This window comes from Halobacteriovorax sp. RT-1-1 (assembly GCF_047085455.1).
Lineage (GTDB): Bacteria > Bdellovibrionota > Bacteriovoracia > Bacteriovoracales > Bacteriovoracaceae > Halobacteriovorax_A.
Map to the genome: position 1 here is coordinate 819,161 of NZ_JBKIXZ010000002.1, position 20,058 is coordinate 839,218.

General features: G+C 36.4%; 13 protein-coding genes. 10 read left to right on the forward strand and 3 right to left on the reverse strand.

The genetic code is table 11. From position 1 onward, the window contains the following. Positions 1-27 precede the first annotated feature (27 nt). From ACMAWV_RS14285 to ACMAWV_RS14295, 3 genes are read left to right on the forward strand one after another with little or no spacing between them, the layout of a single operon-like run. Positions 28-5,916: a PKD domain-containing protein gene (locus ACMAWV_RS14285; RefSeq protein ID WP_412470135.1), complete on the forward strand. Its 5,889-nt coding sequence runs from the start codon at positions 28-30 to the stop codon at positions 5,914-5,916. A gap of 2 nt (positions 5,917-5,918) precedes the next feature. Then, positions 5,919-6,716 (forward strand): hypothetical protein, encoded by a 798-nt coding sequence (locus ACMAWV_RS14290; RefSeq protein WP_412463180.1) that lies wholly within the window; start codon positions 5,919-5,921, stop codon positions 6,714-6,716. Further along, positions 6,676-8,418, forward strand: a complete 1,743-nt coding sequence (locus tag ACMAWV_RS14295) for a hypothetical protein (RefSeq protein WP_412463179.1) — start codon at positions 6,676-6,678, stop codon at positions 8,416-8,418. The genes ACMAWV_RS14290 and ACMAWV_RS14295 overlap by 41 nt, the downstream gene beginning before the upstream one ends. A gap of 19 nt (positions 8,419-8,437) precedes the next feature. Here the strand turns inward: ACMAWV_RS14295 and recQ are convergent, their stop codons facing one another. Then, the gene (recQ, locus tag ACMAWV_RS14300; RefSeq protein ID WP_412470134.1) at positions 8,438-10,321 is read right to left on the reverse strand and encodes a DNA helicase RecQ; all 1,884 of its coding nucleotides are present in this window, start codon (positions 10,319-10,321) and stop codon (positions 8,438-8,440) included. Positions 10,322-10,451: 130 nt separating this feature from the next. Between recQ and ACMAWV_RS14305 the strand changes: the two genes are divergently transcribed. The 3 genes from ACMAWV_RS14305 to ACMAWV_RS14315 are packed head-to-tail and all read left to right on the forward strand — an operon-like array spanning position 10,452 to position 14,198. Beyond that, positions 10,452-11,042 carry an arylesterase gene (locus ACMAWV_RS14305; RefSeq protein ID WP_412470133.1) on the forward strand — a complete coding sequence of 197 codons (591 nt, stop codon included), beginning with the start codon at positions 10,452-10,454 and terminating at the stop codon, positions 11,040-11,042. Beyond that, on the forward strand, positions 11,042-11,719 hold the full coding sequence (locus ACMAWV_RS14310) for an ABC transporter ATP-binding protein (protein ID WP_103218076.1): 678 nt from the start codon (positions 11,042-11,044) through the stop codon (positions 11,717-11,719). The genes ACMAWV_RS14305 and ACMAWV_RS14310 overlap by 1 nt, the downstream gene beginning before the upstream one ends. Continuing rightward, on the forward strand, positions 11,709-14,198 hold the full coding sequence (locus ACMAWV_RS14315; protein ID WP_412470132.1) for an ABC transporter permease: 2,490 nt from the start codon (positions 11,709-11,711) through the stop codon (positions 14,196-14,198). The genes ACMAWV_RS14310 and ACMAWV_RS14315 overlap by 11 nt, the downstream gene beginning before the upstream one ends. A 40-nt stretch (positions 14,199-14,238) precedes the next feature. Here the strand turns inward: ACMAWV_RS14315 and ACMAWV_RS14320 are convergent, their stop codons facing one another. After that, positions 14,239-14,886, reverse strand: coding sequence for a hypothetical protein (locus ACMAWV_RS14320; protein ID WP_412470131.1), 648 nt, complete (start codon positions 14,884-14,886; stop codon positions 14,239-14,241). Between the two features lie 216 nt (positions 14,887-15,102). Next, positions 15,103-16,698, reverse strand: a complete 1,596-nt coding sequence (locus tag ACMAWV_RS14325) for an ABC-F family ATP-binding cassette domain-containing protein (protein WP_103218072.1) — start codon at positions 16,696-16,698, stop codon at positions 15,103-15,105. A 179-nt stretch (positions 16,699-16,877) separates the two neighbouring features. Between ACMAWV_RS14325 and ACMAWV_RS14330 the strand changes: the two genes are divergently transcribed. The 4 genes from ACMAWV_RS14330 to ACMAWV_RS14345 all read left to right on the forward strand — a co-directional run bounded on the left by ACMAWV_RS14330 (position 16,878) and on the right by ACMAWV_RS14345 (position 20,056). Then, complete coding sequence (locus tag ACMAWV_RS14330) at positions 16,878-17,822, forward strand: alpha/beta hydrolase family esterase (RefSeq protein WP_412470130.1); 945 nt, start codon at positions 16,878-16,880, stop codon at positions 17,820-17,822. Between the two features lie 96 nt (positions 17,823-17,918). Further along, a complete protein-coding gene (locus ACMAWV_RS14335; RefSeq protein ID WP_158246872.1) occupies positions 17,919-18,380 on the forward strand; it encodes a BLUF domain-containing protein in 462 nt (153 codons plus the stop codon). A 37-nt stretch (positions 18,381-18,417) separates the two neighbouring features. Continuing rightward, positions 18,418-19,650 carry a TIGR03862 family flavoprotein gene (locus ACMAWV_RS14340; protein ID WP_412470129.1) on the forward strand — a complete coding sequence of 411 codons (1,233 nt, stop codon included), beginning with the start codon at positions 18,418-18,420 and terminating at the stop codon, positions 19,648-19,650. Then, positions 19,643-20,056, forward strand: coding sequence for an HIT domain-containing protein (locus ACMAWV_RS14345; RefSeq protein WP_392992520.1), 414 nt, complete (start codon positions 19,643-19,645; stop codon positions 20,054-20,056). Before ACMAWV_RS14340 ends, ACMAWV_RS14345 begins: the two co-directional genes overlap by 8 nt. The last annotated feature ends 2 nt before the right edge of the window (positions 20,057-20,058 follow it).

Sequence of the window (20,058 nt, forward strand, 5' to 3'; positions counted from 1 at the left end):
TACTTAATTTAAGCGGGACGTTTGATCATGTGTAGATATACATTAGCAAAGTTTATTCTTTTACTATCACTTACTATTAGTTCTTTTAATTCAATGGCTGGAGTTGGCACGAATTATAATCGAAAAGGTGTTGTCATTAAGTACAATACACCACAAGCAAGTCATGTGAAGTATGACTCAGGTGAGACAGCACAATTAAATGGTTCTATCTGTGTATCTAAATATTCTTCAATTTTTAATAAGCTAAAGTGTCGTGCAACTCTTCAAGGAAATGTTTCAATTAGAGCATATTTTCCAGATGCCATGACTGAAGTAACAGATCAGCTTGCGGTCAAAAAGAAAGGGCAAGAGTATCAGTGGTCATTCAATACACCTGAGCTTATCTCTGGAAATGAGAATACGCTTCATATCTTAGTTGCTAAGGAAGATCCTAAGATTAAGAAATACGAGAGGCTTCAAGCTAAGCTCAATAAGAGAATTGTTCTCTTAGAAAAGCGAATTCAACAGCGAAATAAAAGAGGCTCAAGCATTCATCTTATAAGTTGGTTAAACGATTTAAAAGATAGACTTGAAAGAGTTTCCAAAAATATTGATGAGCTAATTGAAGAAGATGCGTCTGTTTTAGCGCAGATCAAGATTCCACTTCAAGTTGATAATGATGTGGCCTTTCCATTTTATTACTCAAGCTTCTTTTCAGGGCATAAAATGTCACTGAGAGCGCCTATTGGCTCTGCAATTGAGGGTGATAGGGTAACAGTCGAAGCTGCATCAAAAAACCTCTCGAGTAAGAGTTTTTGGTTTCCTGGAATTGATGACAAGAATGATAAAAATGATGAATCTTTTAATGACGATGGCCTTAATCAGTATAAGCTAGACCTCTATTTTAATAATGCTTTAAAAGTATCGAGTGGTTTTTCTGAAATTGCATATGGGCAGGAGAATAAAATAACTTTCGATACAGATAAGTTAAGTATTTCTGATCTAAATAATTTCGACCTTAAACTTACAAAGAAATTAAATCTCCATTTTAAATTATTTAAAAAGAAAGTTTCTCTTGATTTTCCTTATGGAGAAATTGGATTTACTCTTCCTGTATCAATCGATGACGTAAAACCTATAATTTCTACTGATTTCTATAAAGAAGGTGAAACATCCCTAAGTAAATTTGAAAATGTAAAGTATCTTGCAAAAGATAGCTTTGGTCATCTCGTTAATGATTCAATTTCAATTGAAATTAAGAATGCTCAAGATGAGGCCGTCACGGGTACATCTGTAACCTCAGCGAAAATTAGCGCCGAAGAAGTTGAATATAATGTTTCAAATTTAAGCCTAGCTGATGGGTCATATCAAATTACGGCCCTGATTAAGGATAATGCAGGAAATGAAAGTACAAAGCTTTTAAATGAATTCTTTGTTGATAATTCTGCACCCACTTTAATTGAAAATAATACACCAAATGGGTTCATTACAGGTGATGAACTTGATCTCGACTTTAAGGTGAGTGATGTATCAAGCGTTGAGGTGATTGTTTTTAGTAACGGTGAGAAGTTATTAACAACATCTAATAAGCATGTACAAGAAAGTATCACTTTATCTAGTGGTGAAAATATCATTAGTGCGAAGGTAACTGATTCTCTTAGGAATACTGTGATAGTTGATATTGCGACAGTTTCAATTGATAATGATGCACCTGTTTTAGCAAATAACAGTACATCTAGTGGGTATACAGCAAATTCAAGTTTAACACTGAACTTCTCTGTTACAGATATCTCAACAGTAACAACTGATGTCTTTAATAATGGGATTAAAGTTCTATCTACAACGAATAAGAGTGTAAATGAAAGTATAACGCTTAGTAGCGGTATCAACAATATCTCTGTTGTGATGACTGATGCTGCGGGTAACGTAAGTAATGCTGAGATATCAAGTATCACTCTTGATAATGTGTCACCAAAACTTTTAAGAAACGCAAACTCAGATAGTATTTTGTCTACAGAAACATATAAGCTAGACTTTACTGTTCAAGACTCAACTCTTGCAACAACTACTATATATAATAATGGTTCAAAAATTTTAGAGACAAATGAAAATTTAGTAAATAATACAATTTCTTTAAATTATGGCGTAAATGAGATAACAGTCTCGATGTCCGATTTAGCAGGAAATACTAGTAGCACAAATATAGCAAAGTTAACGCTTGATAATAAGAAACCTGTATTGGCACAAAATAATACTCAAGGTGGACTTACTGCCAATAAGAGTCTTTCACTAGATTTTAGTATTGAAGATATAACTGCAGTTGATATTAAGGTTTTAAGAAATGGTGTTGAAGTACTTTCTTCAATTGAAAAAGTTATAAACACTAGTATCGAATTAGTAGAGGGGAGTAATGAAATCACAGCTATCGTTCTTGATCAAGCTGGAAATACTGAATCATTTACGATCGCTCAAGTAATCTACGATGGAATAAAACCAACGATTTCATCAATTAATCTCGTAGAAGGTCAAAGTCTTGATTCATTAAATTATGAATTAAATGGTATCGTAAGTGAAGAATTAAGCAGCCTAAGCATTAATGGAGATAGTGTTACAGTAAATGAAAGCTCATTTTCATATAAACTTTCAAATACAGAAGAAGGTGCAAAATCCATCGTTATTACAATGACTGACCTTGCAGGAAATACAAATGAATTAACAATCAACTATAGTATTCAGCTCGCTCCTGAGGAGTTTGAGTGTTTAAAGCAAGACTTTAGTGAAGCTACAGCTTGTAGTGGAGAATATATAGCTCAATCTTTTTCAGATGTAGAAAGTTATAAATCAAGTAGTGACTTAAATAGTAAGAACCTAGTACTAGCATTTAGCTATTCTGGAGAGGAGCATCTAATTGTTCATACTCCATGTTCAATAAATGTCGCTGAAAACTTTAGTTTTTCAACAACTGGCGGAATCTGTCTTGATTCTCGTGCTGGACTAAATATTCAAAAGCAAAGTCAGATTTCAGCAAATGAAGTGAATCTTTTTTCTGATGGCCTAATTAATATTGAGGAAAATGCTTCTTTAAACTCTGTGGATTCATTCTCAGCTTCTTCACCAGAGTGTACATTAAAAAATACAGCTCTTACAGGATCTGGAAATTGTTTTGATCCATCAAGACCGGTAGTTAACGTTTCTACAACAAAGACAAACCTTGAAATTGGTGAGACCTTAAGCTTTTCAACATCTGAGTCTGTTGTTCCAAATGGTATTTCAACAGTTGAATTCTTTATAAATAACTTGAAACAAGAAATCTCAACTAATAGCTTTAATCATACTTTTAATGAAGAAGGTATCTTCTATGTTAAGGCCAAGGTTACTGACTCAAATGGGTATATCTCAAGTGATGAGATTAAAATTATTGTTTCCGCACCAATTATTAATACGCGAGAAGCTTTCTTTAAGTATGCGGTTGAAGATGAGATGCTTGAGCTTATCTTTGTTCAAAGTATTCCACGTGATCAAATTAAAACGGCTAAATTTGTCGTTGATGGTCAGGACTACGTTCTTCCAAATTATTATCACTTAGATTCTATTTATATAAATGATATCTCTCTTGGAAATCATGATGTAATTTTAGAAGTAACTGACATCTATAATCGAGTCTTTAAGTATCAAAGAAGCGTATTTGTAGGTACAAATGAAGAGATGGCCCAACTTCCACCAGTTATGGAATTTGAAGTCGTTCCTTCAGCTCCTCGAAAAGTCTTTATTGAGTTTAGAGATGTTTTTGACCCTGCTAAACTATTTGATGGACTAGTTATTAATTGGGGTGATGGACAAGAGTCTGAGCATTGGATTCCAGATGAAGGTGGAGTAAAACACCAGTATGCAAGTGCAGGAACTTATGAAGTTAGCGTTGAATTTGTAAAATATGGTGATGAAGTACTTGTAACAACACTTACAAAAGAGGTGGTTGTGACTGATGATGAAGTTTCTCCTGCGCCTCCAATTGTAAACTTTAGATATGAAAAACAATACTTTGCTCCACACGTAACTTTTAATGTGGACCTTTCAATGTCTCCAACTGGTGAGATCGTAAGTCGTACCTTTGATTATGGCGATGGCACTGTCTACACTGGAAATGAGCCAGTCCATACGCATTTCTATGAACCAGGAACATATTATCCAACTCTAACAATCGTTGATGAATATGGAATGACAGCTTCGCAAACAGCAAGAGTTATTATTGCTGAAGAAGGTGAGGAATTTATTTCGCATCTTGAGTGTTTTGATGAAGGTGGACTCTTCGTTGGGTGTGATGTTGTTGCACTTGCTAAAGATGAAGAAATTCAGTCCATTGAAATTGACTGGGGTGATGGTAATACGGAAACATTTGAACCTGCTTTTTCTAGTTGGACGTGGGATTTCTTTGACTATGAATATAGTGAGCCTGATAATTATGTTATTCAGATGACGGTTAGGACTAGTTATGGGAGCTATGCCGACTCAGTGGAATACAATAATCAAGAAGTAAAAGATGATATAGCTCCTTATGTAAGCTTTAATTGTCATTCACCAAGTTCTTTAAAATTATCATGTCAAAATCACTCAACAGATGATGGTGTAATTGTTTCAAGTATATGGAAAATTAATGGAGTTGAATATACAAGCCTTAATCTTGATGAAGTATCAGTATCAGCGAGTGGAAATGTAGATGTTTCATTAACTGTGACTGATGATAGCGGAAAAAGTTCTACTTCTAATCAAGTTGTTCTAATAAGTGAAAACATTCTGCCTGTCGTAGCTTTTAACTGCGTACAGGCAAGTCAAACTCAGTTAAGTTGTAATTCAACTTCATATGATCCTGATGGGTATATTACTTCTTCAAATTTTTATGTAAATGAAGTCTTATACAGTGGTGAATCAGTCTTGATTGAAGTTGATGGCCAAGAATCAGTAAAAGTTACCTTAATAATTGAAGATAATGAAGGTCAAGTTTCAACTTTTAATAAGTTGATCGCACTAAATAAGGCTCCTGTTGCAGCTTTTTCATGTACTCAAAAAAATAAGGAATCAGTAATTACATGTAATGCTCAGGAGACACAGGATGAAGATATTTCTAGTTTAAATTATTCATGGGTTATAAGCGAAACGATTCATTCTGGATTGAGTTTCGATTCACAAGTAAGCTATGGAACCCATATTGTTGTTTTAACAGTTTCTGATTCTTTTGGTTTACAATCAACACTAGAGAAAGAAGTTATTTTGTATAACTATGATAATGTTCCTGAACCAATGTTCGCACACTATTTTGAAGTTGGAAACGTAGGGGTTTTTAATGGATCACTATCTCTAAGTGAGAATAGAGAAGTCGCTCTTTATACATGGTTTGTGGATGGACAAGAGGTTCAGTCTTCAAGTGACTTTAATTTTCAATATAGTTTTGCTGATAATAACGAACATAGTGTAAAATTAATTGTTAAAGACTCTCTTGATAGAAGTGCTGAATATTCTGAAACGATTAGGCCATATGATCCGGAAGTTCTAGTCCCTGACATCGTAGAAAATTTTGAAAATCTGTTAGGTGTTGATTCAGATAATAATGGGATAAGAGATGATATTCAAAGGTTTTATATTCCTATTTCGTTAAATAACTCTGATTACAGAAGATATCTCGATAAAGTTGTGCGAAACTTACAACTTATCTTTAAAAATCAAGAGGATCATAATTTTATTAGAATGCTTATCCAAGAAAATAAGGATGTATATAGCTGTATTCAAAAATTAGAGGATCCAAATATCTATAAGAGTATGATCGATAAGCATTTGCATACATTGAACTATAATTCAAAGAAAAGACTAGAGTTCTACTATACAATTAAATACATCTATCAAGAAGATTATGAAAATGGGAGTTTTGATTGTGAAGGAGTATAAAATTGAAATTTAAAGAAGTTGTTAAAGCTATGTTGGCGTGGTTTTCGCTACCATTTATCTTAGCGCACATTAAGTATTTTATCCCATTGATTACCGCTATACCGTTTCTTTTTGGAATGGCATTAATATGGTTTACTAATGAGTATCGACGTACATATGACATAGATTATGAAGACAAAAGTGAGACGCTTGCTGGAATAGATGCAAATGGCAATGGGATGAGGGATGACCTAGAGCGCTTTGGAGAAGAAGCATACAAAGATTGGGATCCTCTCGTTCTTAAAGCATATTATAATTGGCTCAAAAACTTATATGTTGTGATGGAGAATAAAGCGCATATCGATAATGATAAAAAAATTGATTATATAAATACACAGTCCTGTTGGTATTTACTACACAAAAATAAAAGAATAACAAATAGTTTTGTAGATACTTCAATAAAAAAGATCCACGCACAGGTGTTTAAGCTAAGTTTTAATACAGCTCAGAGAAAAGGCATTTTGGATGAAAATTGGTTTTTTTATCAATTCTCTATATCTACTCAAGATATCATTAATTTAAAATACGCTTGTGTTGAACTTGGTCTTAGTAAAAATGAAATGTTTCTATTGCAAAAAAGAAGTTTGACTGATGTTAATGGTGAAATTCGAATTGAGAAAAATTTATCTACAAAGTTCTTTAATGAAAAGCCTAGGCTTTATGAAGATAATATAGATTTTGATTACTATAAAGATAAGATACTATCAAGAGGAGAGGTTTATGAAGACTTTTACAATAATCTTAATAATACTGTTAAGTAGTGTAAGGGCTGAGTTTGAATATACCTGTTATCCAAAGAATGATATTCATGTTTACTATGTTAACGGGATAAATACTACGATTGAATCATACAAAAAAAATTGGATTGCATTAAAGGTTGTTAATGATAAGTATAAAAACACAAAGCCTCCATATGACAATTTTATATTTTACAGTGGTGAAAGTGGATATTTCAATCAGACAGAGGGAATTGAAAAAGATTTATTGGAGGCTTTGCTGCAAAAGATAGATCTCTTTTTTGATTTGCCATTTGAAGGAAGTATTGAAGATGAAAGGAAAATGGCAGAAGATAAAGCATACAGCTATATGGCTGTCGCTGCTCAAGAGTTTGGTAACTCAGTAAACTTTGAAGCATCTATGTCTCAAGTTTCAGGCTCATTTAGATTCGAATTAGGAAAGTTTAAAGACGATTTAAGGAAGAAATATGAAGAAGAGTTACAGAAAGACCCTAGTAAATCTGACTTGTTAAAACTCTACGATGCCGTTAGACCTCATATCGAGATGAAAGAAAGAGTATTCATCTATTCTCATTCTCAGGGGAATTTGTTTGTTGATCAGTTAAGGTCTGAGTTAGATAAGAATGGTTTTGATGATTATTCAAACTATATTGGTAATATGAGGTTTGGTTCACCTGCTGATAATCTTGGTGCAGGAAACGCCATAGATATCAAATTTTATAACGATGTAGCTACAGGTTTACTTGGAATAGAGCAAACTCATTATGCTAAAACAAGTAATAAAAAACTATCAAGCTATTATGGTGCTTTATTATCAAAAAGTCCTTTTCTACTTGCAAAGATATCATTACTTGCATTTAATGAGGATGACCCTTTAGGACATGGAGTAATCGACTGGTATACTTCGAAAGAAAGGATGGTAAGTCCAACTTTGATTGGGCCTTACAATGAAACAGCTTTTGATCTTACTGTTGATGCAGTTGAGGGAATATTTAAAAAGTATCCAGATGTATGTGAAAGAAGAATTTTTATTGGAAAGAGCTACATGAACAATGAGGTTGAAGAATATGATTTAAGAAATTATATAAAAGTCGTGAATCTAGGTGATAGTTTTAAAGTTTCGCTAATGCCTAGTACTCCGCTCACTACTGATTTTCATGCATCTAAAACTATAAGTTTATCAAGTGATGGAGTCGTATATGATTTTGAGATAAAAATTTATGAGTCAAATGGAACTTTAGTCAAGACATATAGTACATCATCTAATTTGAAAACAGTGACAATCCCAAAGGATTTAATTTACAATAATGAGGTGAAGTTTACTTTATCAATGTCCTATAAGTTTTTAAATGAATATGATTATATAGGTAATTATAAAGAAAATATAACTCTTTGTACTGGTGAATCATGTTGTCGTGAAAGTGACCAAGTCTTTTGTGGCGGGAAATGTCTTCCTAAACCAATAGAGGGGAAAGAGTATACAGATACTTGTGAGGGGCCATTTTATACCTCTGCGCCTGTGTGCGATGTTGAATGTACTGTTTATAATGAAGGAAGATCGTGTCAATTACAATATACAAAGGTAGAATATATAGAGCAGTTAAATCCTTCTTATGGCAAATTATTTAATGGGAGTGATGAAGTTACTCTTCAAGGATATTGCAGTAATAAAGCTCCTGATGGAACTATAAGAAGCAAAACAAATACATGTTCTTGCAGTCGGTAATGATAAAATTAGGTTGTGATTAAGCATCCCCATTCAACGCCTCAAGGAAAATCTTCCCAAAGCGCTGAAGTTTCTTAGGTCCAACCCCATAGATACTTTCGAGATCATCGAGAGTTTGTGGGCGTTGGGCGGCCATCTCCATAAGAGTCTTGTCTGGAAAAATCTTAAAGGCCTGTGTGCGTTTTTGTTTGGCAAGCTTTGATCGTAGAACTTTTAAATTCTCATACATTGTTTTATCAGTTCCATCATTTGGCCTATATGTGGCGACAGCTTTCTTTCTTGTGGTGGCCTTCTTGCGAACTGCTTTCTTCTTTGTTGCTTTTGTTTTTGTCGCAGTCGACTTCGAAGCAGGTGCACCTTTTTTAAAGTCTGCACGAATCATGACTTCCTTGCGATCTTCGATAACATCGATGGCCGATTGAGTAAGTTTAATTTCTGAGCTTCCATCCATAATCATCTTAAGATGGCCTTGGGCAATTAGTTGGCGACAAAGAGAATAAAGAAATCCTTCGTCTTCTTTACTTGCATAGCCAAAGCTTGTGATATGGTGGTGGCCATTTTTTTGAATGACGCCTGAAATATTTCCTTTGAGAACATCGACGATATAGTGGACGTTGTAGCGCTGGTCAGTTTCATAAACACAAGTGAGAACGGCCTTGGCAATTTCAGTTGCATTAATACGCTTCTGCTTAGTCTGTTCACTTAAGCAGATATCACAATTTCCACATGGGCCTTGATAGGGGTCATTAAAGTAATTAAGAAGAACTTCGCGGCGACAAGTTGTGGCCTCGCAAAAACCAAGAATGGCATCAAGCTTTTCTTCATTCACGCGGCGACGAGCTGCTGCGCCAACGCCTTTATTAGCAATTCTTTTTAAAAGAACAAGATCTCTTAGTCCATAGAACATTAGAACCTGAGAAGGGAGTCCATCTCGTCCTGCTCGTCCCGTTTCTTGATAGTAGGACTCAAGACACTTTGGCATATCCATATGGGCAACAAAGCGTACGTCGGCCTTATCAATTCCCATTCCAAATGCAATGGTTGCTACAACGATGACATTCTTTTGAGTGATAAATTTCTCTTGAACTTTTTCGCGGTAATTGGCACTCATTCCCGCATGGTAGGCATAGGCCTTAAAGCCCGCTTTAACTAATTTGTCGGCACATTCTTCAACACCCTTGCGTGAAAGGCAGTAGACGATTCCTGATTGGCCATCAAGATTATCTTGAACAAATTGCGTGAGACGATAGAAGTCTTTTTCTTTCGTTGTCTTCTTTTGAACTTCGTATGTAATATTTGGTCGATCAAAAGAGCTGATAAAGAGACTTGAGCCATGGAGGTTTAGACAGCGAATGATCTCACCACGTGTTGCTTCACCGGCCGTAGCGGTAAGAGCAATGCGAGGGATGTCGGGAAATTTCTTTGTGATCATGCCAAGCTGCATATACTCAGGTCTAAAATCATGGCCCCATTGAGAAACACAGTGTGCCTCATCAATGGCAAAGAGAGAAATCTCAATGCGCTCCAAAATTCTCTGAAAGTATTCATTCATCATACGCTCTGGCGAGACATAGAGGATCTTAATATTTCCGTTGAGAAGATTTCCCACAATATCATCCTGTTCACTATGAGAAATTGAAGAATTTAAGTAAGCCGCTTCGACGCCTTTTTCAATAAGGGCGTCAACTTGGTCTTTCATAAGAGCGATGAGGGGAGAGATAACAATGGCCGTCCCAAAGCGAGCAAGTGCTGGAATTTGATAGCACAAGGACTTCCCACCACCTGTTGGCATGAGGACCAGTGCGTTATTTCCTGCAATGACACTTTCCACAATCTTTTCTTGATTGCCGCGAAAGGCATTATAACCAAATATTTTTTGAAGTATCTCGATTCCTTGACTCACTTATCTAGTTTAACTGATGAAAGAGGGCCAGCAAAGCATTAATAAAGGCTTTGTTAAATCTTTGTAAAAAAGCGAAATGAACTTCGCTATTTTTGCTGTGATGCCCTAAAATAAGATGATTGGAGTTGTTATGAATAAATTTTTACTAGTTCTATTAATTAGTCTCTCAACATTTGCTGCGCCAAAAGTTCTCTTCCTCGGAGACTCTCTTACTGCCGGTTATGGAATTGATCCAGAGAAGGCCTATCCAAATCTTGTGAAAGATATCTTAAAAAGAGAAGGCATTGAAATTGAAGTCATGAATGCAAGCATTAGCGGTTCTACTTCAGCTTCTGCTGTTTCTCGCCTTAAGTGGTCTTTAAGAGGAAAACCTGATGTTATGCTACTTGCTCTTGGGGCAAATGATGGACTTCGTGGAATTAAACTTGTGAGTACAAAAGAGAATTTAAAAAATGCTATCAAGCTTGCAAAGAGTAAGGGTGTAAAAGTTATTTTGGCAGGAATGCAGATTCCACCAAATTATGGGCCTGAATACACAAAAGAATTTCAAAAAATGTTTCCTGATTTAAAGAAAGAAGAGGGAGTTACACTGCTTCCATTCTTACTTAAGGATGTAGCAGGACAGCGTCAGTATAATATTGACGATGGCATCCACCCAAATGAGGAAGGACACAAGATTATTGCAAAGACGGTCGCACCGTTTATAAGGAAAGCTTTATAATGACTGAATTAGTATTATCACTTAAAGAAGTGAGAAAGGATTTTTCTCAAGGAGAAGAAATCCTCAATGTTTTAAAAGGTGTTGAGCTTGGAGTTAGTGAAGGGGAGACCATCGCAATCCTAGGTAAATCTGGTAGTGGAAAATCAACTCTCTTATCACTCTTATGTGGAATTGATGATGCCACTAGTGGTGATATTTCATATCGCAATAATTCACTCAAAGATCTAAATAGCGAAGAGATCACAGATCTTAGAGCAAAGCATATTGGTGTGGTCTTTCAACAATTTCATTTATTAGAACATCTAAATGCATATGAAAATGTCCTCTTACCGCTCGAAGTAAATGGTAATGGCCATCAGAAAGACCGTGTGGATTACTTTCTTGAAAAAGTTGGCATGAGTCACCGAAAGACGCATTTCCCAAATCAGCTAAGTGGTGGAGAGAAGCAGCGAATTGCCATTGCTCGCGCTCTCGTTACTCACCCAGGTGTTCTTCTGGCAGATGAGCCAAGTGGAAGTCTTGATGAGAATACTGGTGATGAAGTCATGAATCTAATCTTTGATATTGTTCGAGATGAAAAGATGAGCCTTGTCCTTGTGACGCACGATAAGGATTTAGCAAAGAGGTGTGAGAAGATTTATCACTTAGAAAATGGAGTGCTAAGTCTTGAAGCTTAAAATGGTTATGCGAGAGCTTAGAAGCTCTCCAATGTTCTTTATTATTTTTATTCTAAATCTCTCTATTGGGATGGTTGGACTTTCAACTATTGAAGTTTTTAAGTCTTCATTTGATAGTGCTCTAACAGCGAAATCAAAATCACTTCTAGGCTCTGATATATCGGTTAGTTCACGTATTGCCATTACTAAGGATACTTTAGAAATCGCAAAGTCTAATCTCGTTTATAGTGAAATGACTCGCAATCGCTCTTTATATTCGATGCTCTTTAACGGTGAAAAGAGTCGACTGGTCAATATAAGAGGACTTGGTCAAGGGTTTCCTTTCTATGGTGATATCCGATCAAAGAGTGGCAAGAGCTTTCGCGATTTAAAAGAGAATGAAGTCTTTATTTATCCTGAACTTGTTGGTCAACTTGGACTTGATGTAGGCAAGGAGATAAAGATTGGATCACAAACGTTTAAAGTAGCAGGAATCGTCGAAGAAGATGGCTCTGCAGGCTTTTCTATGGGACAACTAGCACCAAGACTTTATTTGAAAAATGAAGTTCTCGATTCAACTGATCTTATCAAGCCTGGAAGTACAATTTGGACAGGTCTTCATTTTAAGATGGCCAAAGAACTAAGTGACAAAGAACTTGTTAAAGCGGAAAAGGATTTAAAAGCTAAAATTATCGATTCATCAATTCGCATCCGATCTCCTCAGTCTAATTCTGAAAGAGTGGGGCGCTCAATGGATTATCTAAGTGATTTCTTAGGTCTTGTTTCATTATGTGGACTATTTCTTGCGGGGCTTGGCCTTATCTATCTTTTTAGAGGATTTCTTTTAAAGCGAAGAAAGGATCTTGCAATTCTTGGCTTCATTGGGATGAAGAAGAAGGATATCTTTAAGATCTATACGCTTAAACTTTTCTTTTTGGGTTTATTTGGATCACTTCTTGGAATTGCTATTGGTTCGGCCTTCAGTCCAGTTATTCAAACCATGGTCAGTAAGAATTTAGGAATTGATATTGAGTTACAATTTAGTCTAGCGACTTTCTTTGTCACGATGGCCGTTGGGGTTGCTTCAACTATTGTATTAGCTCCGGCCTTAATTATTCCTTATTTAAGAGTTGATCAAAAAGCACTCTTTGATCACGATACAAGCTTATCTAATAATATTTCCGATTACCTGCTATTTATCCCAATTGTACTTTTCTATTGGGTGATGGCCATTTACTTGTCAGAGAGCTTAATTATTGGAAGTGCTTTTATTGTAGTCTTCTTAATTATTATAGGAGTTTTCTTTCCTGTAGGAAGTCTTGTGCTTTCATGTCTTGGAAAACTTAATCCTAAACTAAGTCTATCTTCTAATATGGCCTTTAAGTATGTAACTCGACATAAGATTTCAACTTTGTTTATCTTCTTATGTCTGTTCATTTCTACAAGTCTCATGACGTTAATTCCTTCGGTGAAAAATATTATCGGCGCGGAACTTTCGATGCCTGCAGAAGAGCGTCCTGTTTATTTCCTCTTTGATATTCAGCCTGAGCAAGTTGAAGAGTTGAAGACTTTTGTCACAGATAAAAAGCTAGATCTTCTAAATATTAGTCCGATGGTACGTGGACGTCTGGTAAAAATTAACGGTGAAGGTTACGATCCTGAAAAACTTGGGGATTTAACACGAGAGGAGCAAAGGGAGCAGCGAAGTCGTAACCGAAGTGCAAACTTAAGCTACCGCGATCATCTTGTAAGGGGTGAGGAGATTGTCGAAGGACGTATGCCTAAGCGTTTTGATTTTGAAACAGATGAGGTTGCAGAAGTATCTCTTGAGCAGCGCTATGCGAGTCGACTAGGTATTAATCTTGGAGATGAGCTAGAGTATAATATACTAGGAATGCCGATTCTTGCTAAAGTTGTAGGCTTTCGCTCGATTCGTTGGACGAGCTTCTTACCAAATTTCTTTATTTCATTTGGCCCAGGTATTCTTGAAGATGCACCAAAGACTTTTATTGCGGCCATTGGCAAAGGTGAGGGGGATGTTAATGATCAGCTTCAATCTGACTTTGCGGCCAAGTTTCAAAACGTGTCTTTAATTGATATTCAAAGCTCTCTTAAAAGAGTGGCAACAATTATGGAGAGTATCACAAAGATTCTTGTTACGATGAGCTTCATCGTCTTTCTTGTGGGGCTGCTTGTGATCTACTCTCTCATTGCACACCAATTAGAGTCTCGCCGAGAAGATATCTCTCTTATTAATATCATTGGGATTCGTTTTAGCGAGATTAGAAATTCAATTATGAAAGAGATGGCGCTTATGTCAGTAAGTGCTGTTGTGGTAGGAATTACGTTAGGTCAACTTGTTACTTTTGCTGTTGCTAAATTTCAATTTGATTTAAATTATATTTTTAGTTCTACTGAAATTATTGGCTTTGCCATTTTAATTATTGTTCTTTCAATTCTTATTTCTTTTTCTTCATTTAATCGATTCATTCGAAAATAAAAAAGGGCCACCTAATGTGGCCCCTATATAAGTATTGAATCTACCAGTTATATCTTTCGGCACAGAAATAACGGTAATTGTATTCGTAGTCATTTAATTCATCACGTAAATCTGCACAAAGGTCATATCCAGTTGAACAAGAATACGTGTAGAAAGTTCTTTCGACTGTATCACTCCAGCTATCAACAAGTTCATAGTTACAAGTATCGTAAGCACTGTAGCGATGGCGGTAACCATTGTAGATAAAGTATGGATAGTCGTAATCCCAGTAGTAACCATCAACATATGAAACACTTACTCTTAACCAGCGGTTATTATAAACGTAAATAGGTCTAATTGTTCTGTGGTAGTCTCGTGCAGATGTCCATCGACGGTCGTGTCTTACATAGTCACGGTTTGGAGTGTGGCGGTAGCGGCGGTAAGCACGTGTCGGATCAGGTCTTGTTGTGCGACGGTCGTCGTATCTTCTGTCGTCATAACGTCTATCATCATAACGTCTGTCATTGCGACGATCATCATATCTTCTGTCACGCTGTCTATTTTGACGTGAGTCTCTATCATATCTAGCATCACGTGAGCGACGATTTCTTAATTCGTCATCGTTGTTATTTCTTCTTCCTCTACCTGGGGCCGCAAAAGTCGTTGCTGTCAGGGCCGTAAGCACTAATAGTAGAACCAATTTTTTCATAAATCTCCCTCTGAGTTTTAATTGAATTTGGCCAGTTCTAACGTGGGGGATGACTTTTTTGAAATTAAAATTTTGTTTAGCTAAAGAAATTTACTTTCTTACATCATTTTTTACGGGATTTAGTAGACTTAGAGAACTTTCTTACAGGAATTCACCTTGTAATAAGGTAAAAGTGACAAAAAGGCCTCAAGAAGAGGCCTTTAGTATTTATAGCAATTATGATTTTGATGCTAAGTAATCATCGTAACTAACGTACTTATCTTCAATAACTTTTCCAGTTGTGTGGTCAAGGTCGATAATACGGTTTGCTACTGTTTGAATGAACTCGTGGTCATGTGAAGTAAAGATTAGGTTACCTTTAAATCTTTCGAAACCTTCGTTCACTGATGTAATACTTTCTAGGTCTAGGTGGTCTGTTGGACCGTCAACTAGAAGTACGTTTGCACCTGAAAGCATAAGCTTTGACATCATACAACGAACTTTCTCTCCCCCTGAAAGAACATTTGTCTTCTTAAGAGCTTCCTCTCCTGAGAAAAGCATCTTACCAAGGAAGCCACGAATAAATGTTTCGTCTTTGTTTTCAGAGTATTGTCTTAGCCAGTTTACAAGATCGTTCTTACCATCCATGAAATAGCTTGAGTTATCTTTTGGAAAGTATGAATTCGTGATTGTTACACCCCATTCTACAGTTCCAGCATCTGGCTCCATTTCTCCCATAAGGATTTTCATAAGAGTTGATTTTGCAACGTCATTTTCACCAAGAAGAACGATCTTATCGTCTTTGTTAAGCATGAAAGTAACATTATCAAGTAGCTTAACACCATCAATCGTTTTAGAGATTCCTTCTACTCGTAGAATTTCTTTTCCTGCTTCACGCTTAGGATCGAATTGTACGAATGGGTATTTTCTCGTCGATTGTGGAAGGTCTGTCAGCTCAAGCTTTTCAAGTTGCTTTTGTCTTGAAGTTGCCTGAGAAGACTTTGAAGCGTTGGCAGAGAATCTTTGGATGAAGGCCTTAAGTTCTTTGGCCTTATCTTCAGCTTTCTTATTTTGGTCTGCACGAAGTCTCTGAGCAAGTTCTGAAGATTTTCTCCAGAAGTCGTAGTTACCAGCGTAAGTAGTGATCTTACCAAAGTCGATATCTGCAATATGTGTACAAACCTTGTTTAGGAAGTGACGGTCGTGGGAAACAACAATTACAGTCTTTTCATAGTTAAGAAGAAAGTTTTCTAGCCACTGAATCGCTTTGATATCAAGGTTGTTTGTCGGCTCATCCAGAAGAAGAATATCTGGAGATCCAAAAAGTGCTTGAGCAAGAAGAACCTTAACTTTCTCGGGCCCTGTAAGCTCTTTCATATATTTGTAGTGGTATTCAGTTCCAATTCCAAGACCAGAAAGAAGAATACCTGCTTCAGACTCGGCTTCGTAACCATTCATTTCAGCGAACTCACTTTCAAGCTCAGCTGCTTTCATTCCATCTTCATCACTGAAATCTTCTTTCATATAGATTGCGTCTTTCTCTTTCATGATTGAGAAAAGTTTTTCGTTACCCATAAGAACTGCTTGAAGAACTTGTTCTTCTTCGTACGCAAAGTGATCCTGCTTTAGAATTGAAAGGCGCTCACCTGGAGTGATATTGATTGAACCAGTATTTGGCTCAACTTCACCAGAAAGAACCTTGATGAATGTAGACTTACCAGCACCGTTGGCACCAATTAAACCGTAGCAGTTACCCGGAGTAAATTTGATATTAACGTCTTCAAATAGCTTCTTGCCACCAAAGCTTAAGCTGACATTGGATGTGGAAATCATAAATCGTCCTTATTTAAATTTTAGATGTATTAACGGCCCATAGCTTAATCTATTTAATGCGATTAGTCCACGGATTTACGGGAGTGTTAAAGGAATATTATTTTCGCTTTAGCCCTTCTATTTTTACTAGAAGTGGCCATGGCCGAACAGTATGATACTGATATTACAAGGAGCTAGTGATGAAATTCTGGGCCACGCTCGTGGTGATAATCTTCTTTTTATTTAAGGCCACTCTTGTTTATGCTGGCCACCCTCATTTTCGAACAACTTATAAATTAAATGTGTCACAACAAGGGCATCCTGCGGCACTATTAGAGTTGCCTCGGCGCTATTATCAAAAAGAGAAATGGCCACTCATCGTAAATGTTCATGGCTACACAAGCTCAATTTTTATGCAGTATATGTTTACTCGTCTTTCATTCTACAAGGACGTTCTTGGCTTCATGATTCTCACTCCAGAAGGGCGTAAGGATATTGAAGGTGAGCATTATTGGAACGGTGGAAATTTTTGTTGTGACTTTTATAAATCCGGTGTCGATGACACTCTCTATATAAAAAACCTTATCGACTATATAGCAAACGATCCTCGATTCAATCGAGTTGATATGAGTCGAATCTATTTCTTTGGACATTCTAATGGTGGATTCTTTTCTTACAAGATGGCCTGTACTTATCCTAATTATGTGACAGCAGTTGGAGTTTTGGGTGCAACCCTTGATCTTAGAGATGAAAATGGTGAGGTCATCATTGAACAGGATCCATGCCCTAATGTAAAGGCCGTGCCAATATTTCATATCCACGGCACAAAAGATAATACCATTCCTTTTGTGGGTAAGGACTATTACCCTGAACATCCTTTTGGGCATATCGGGGCCCAGGAGGCCGTTGATAAGTGGATCTATCACAATCGATGTAATAACCAATCTGATGAAAGTCGCACTAATGCGACATGGTTTGTTCGTGGTAAGGAGACGACAATTAAAACATACGGTGACTGTGAAGATGATGCAGTAATTAAGTTTGCTGTGGTGAAGAAGGGACAGCATAAGGAGTTTTTAAGACTCTATTTTTATCGAAAAATGCTTAAGTTTTTTTTGAAATTTAGCAATGTAGATGTGCAATGAAATGATTCATTATTAAGCTGCAATTTAAGTATTCTTGTCTTCATTTGCCTTTTGAAACATCTATAATAAAAGCAAATGTGCAGCAAGGTGGTCTCTATGAGCAAAGAATATCAAATCATTTATATCAGCGAAAAAACAGGCGATTTTAAGCCTGAGCAGGACTTGGATAAGATTGTCTCTTCGTCATTTCGAAATAATAATGCAAGAGATGTGACAGGTGTACTGATGTATAATAGTGGCTTCTTTTTTCAGGTTATTGAAGGAAAGAAAGATGATGTGATTTATACATATAATAAAATTATTTTGGATCCACGCCATCAAAATGTGAATTTATTGACTGATCGTGAGATCGAAAATAGAAGCTTTGAAAATTGGCCATTGGCCCTTGTTAAACTGAATGACATGGACTTAGATGTTATTGATCATGTGATTGCTTGGAATGATTTAATCAATGATTCCCGTCGAAATGAGCCAATATCTCAGGAGAAAGTGGATCGCTTGATCGAAGCATTGCGCTACAAAATTGATATGGATACAATCTCGTCAAAAGCTGCTTAGACTTTTCTCCAACTTGCTTGCGTGATAGTATTCTATCATGTCAAATCAAGTTGTCGTTGCCATTGTTGGAGGAGGCCCCGCAGGCCTCTTCTGTGCTTATGAATTATTGAATTCTAAAATTGAGGGAATTGAGGTTCACCTGTATGAACAGACTGGTGGTGTCGGGAAGAAATTCTTAGTCGCTGGAAATAGTGGTCTCAATCTCACTCATAGTGAGAAGCAAGAAGAGTTTGCTAAAAAATACTTTAAGGATGAAGCACGCTTTCGTTCTTTATTAAAAGACTTCAATGCTAATGATTTAATCGAATGGGCAAATACTCTTGGTACTGAGACATTTATTGGTACTAGTGGCAGAGTATTTCCAAAGAAAATGAAGGCCGCAGATATCTTACATCAATGGATGAATTCACTAAAGTCTCATGAAAATTTTCATCTTCATTTAAAACATAGTCTTACTAATATAACAGCTGATGGTGATTTAATCTTTAAGCACGATCATAGCAATAAGACGCAAAAAGCTGATTACTATATTTTGGCCATGGGTGGAGGAAGCTGGTCTAAGACTGGTAGTGACGGTGTTTGGATGGAGTATATTGAAGCTCTCGGTGTGAAGACTGCACCACTAAAGGCCATGAATTGTGGTTTTGAAATCAATTGGTCTAAACACTTTCAGGATAAAGTTGATCGTGGCTTCGTTAAAAATATAGTTGTTTCTAATGAATCCCAGAATGCCAGAGGTGAGATCATGTTGACTCCTTACGGTGTTGAGGGGGGAGCTGTCTACGCTATTTCCAACGGACTTAGAGATGAATTAGAGAAATCAGTATCGACTAAACTCCACATCGACTTCAAACCAGACTTAAAGAGGCAAGATGTTATTGAGAAATTGTCTCGTAGAAATAAGGACTCATTAACTAATCGTCTAAGAAAGAACTTAAATTTCGATAAGATTACAACTTCATTACTTTATGAAGTTCTTGATCGCTCAAAAGCACAGGAAGATGTTAATTACTTGGCAGCGATGGTTAAGGATTGTGAGATAGAAGTATTAAGGGCCAGACCAATGGATGAGGCCATTTCTACTTCTGGTGGTGTTTGTTTTGAATCATTGAATGATGACTTGTCAGCAATTAAAAATAATCAATATTACTTTGTAGGAGAGATGCTAGACTTTGAAGCACCAACTGGTGGCTATCTCTTACAGGGATGTTTTTCTAGTGCATATCGAGTTGTGAAATCGATAAAGGAAAAAGAAGGTATCAATGTTTAAACTACATGAAGTTTTAAAAAAAGATTTAATAGAAATTACTGATATGAAACTTTCAAAGCTTATGCTTTTACCTGATCAAGAAAATCCTTGGGCAGTCTTAGTTCCAAAAAGAGAAGAGATTCGTGAAATTCATGAACTCTCGTGGGATGATCAGGTGACGCTTCTTGAGGAAATCAATGAAGTAAGTCGCTTTCTAAGCGATAACTATCACCCTAAAAAGTTAAATATTGGGGCCCTTGGAAATATGGTCTCTCAGCTTCACGTCCATATAATCTGTCGTTATGAAAATGATCGTTCTTGGCCTGGAGCAATATGGGGAACGAAGGCAACTAAAGAAACCCATAATATCAGTGACTTAGAAAGTACATTTCGAGCACATTTTGAAGCGTCGCGTCTGTCAAAGTGACA

Coding starts and splice junctions, on each gene's coding strand:
- ACMAWV_RS14285 (WP_412470135.1), top strand. CDS start 28: ATGTGTAGATATACATTAGCAAAGTTTATTCTTTTACTATCACTTACT.
- ACMAWV_RS14295 (WP_412463179.1), top strand. CDS start 6,676: ATGAAGACTTTTACAATAATCTTAATAATACTGTTAAGTAGTGTAAGG.
- ACMAWV_RS14305 (WP_412470133.1), top strand. CDS start 10,452: ATGAATAAATTTTTACTAGTTCTATTAATTAGTCTCTCAACATTTGCT.
- ACMAWV_RS14310 (WP_103218076.1), top strand. CDS start 11,042: ATGACTGAATTAGTATTATCACTTAAAGAAGTGAGAAAGGATTTTTCT.
- ACMAWV_RS14320 (WP_412470131.1), bottom strand. CDS start 14,886: ATGAAAAAATTGGTTCTACTATTAGTGCTTACGGCCCTGACAGCAACG.
- ACMAWV_RS14325 (WP_103218072.1), bottom strand. CDS start 16,698: ATGATTTCCACATCCAATGTCAGCTTAAGCTTTGGTGGCAAGAAGCTA.
- ACMAWV_RS14330 (WP_412470130.1), top strand. CDS start 16,878: ATGAAATTCTGGGCCACGCTCGTGGTGATAATCTTCTTTTTATTTAAG.
- ACMAWV_RS14335 (WP_158246872.1), top strand. CDS start 17,919: ATGAGCAAAGAATATCAAATCATTTATATCAGCGAAAAAACAGGCGAT.
- ACMAWV_RS14340 (WP_412470129.1), top strand. CDS start 18,418: ATGTCAAATCAAGTTGTCGTTGCCATTGTTGGAGGAGGCCCCGCAGGC.
- ACMAWV_RS14345 (WP_392992520.1), top strand. CDS start 19,643: ATGTTTAAACTACATGAAGTTTTAAAAAAAGATTTAATAGAAATTACT.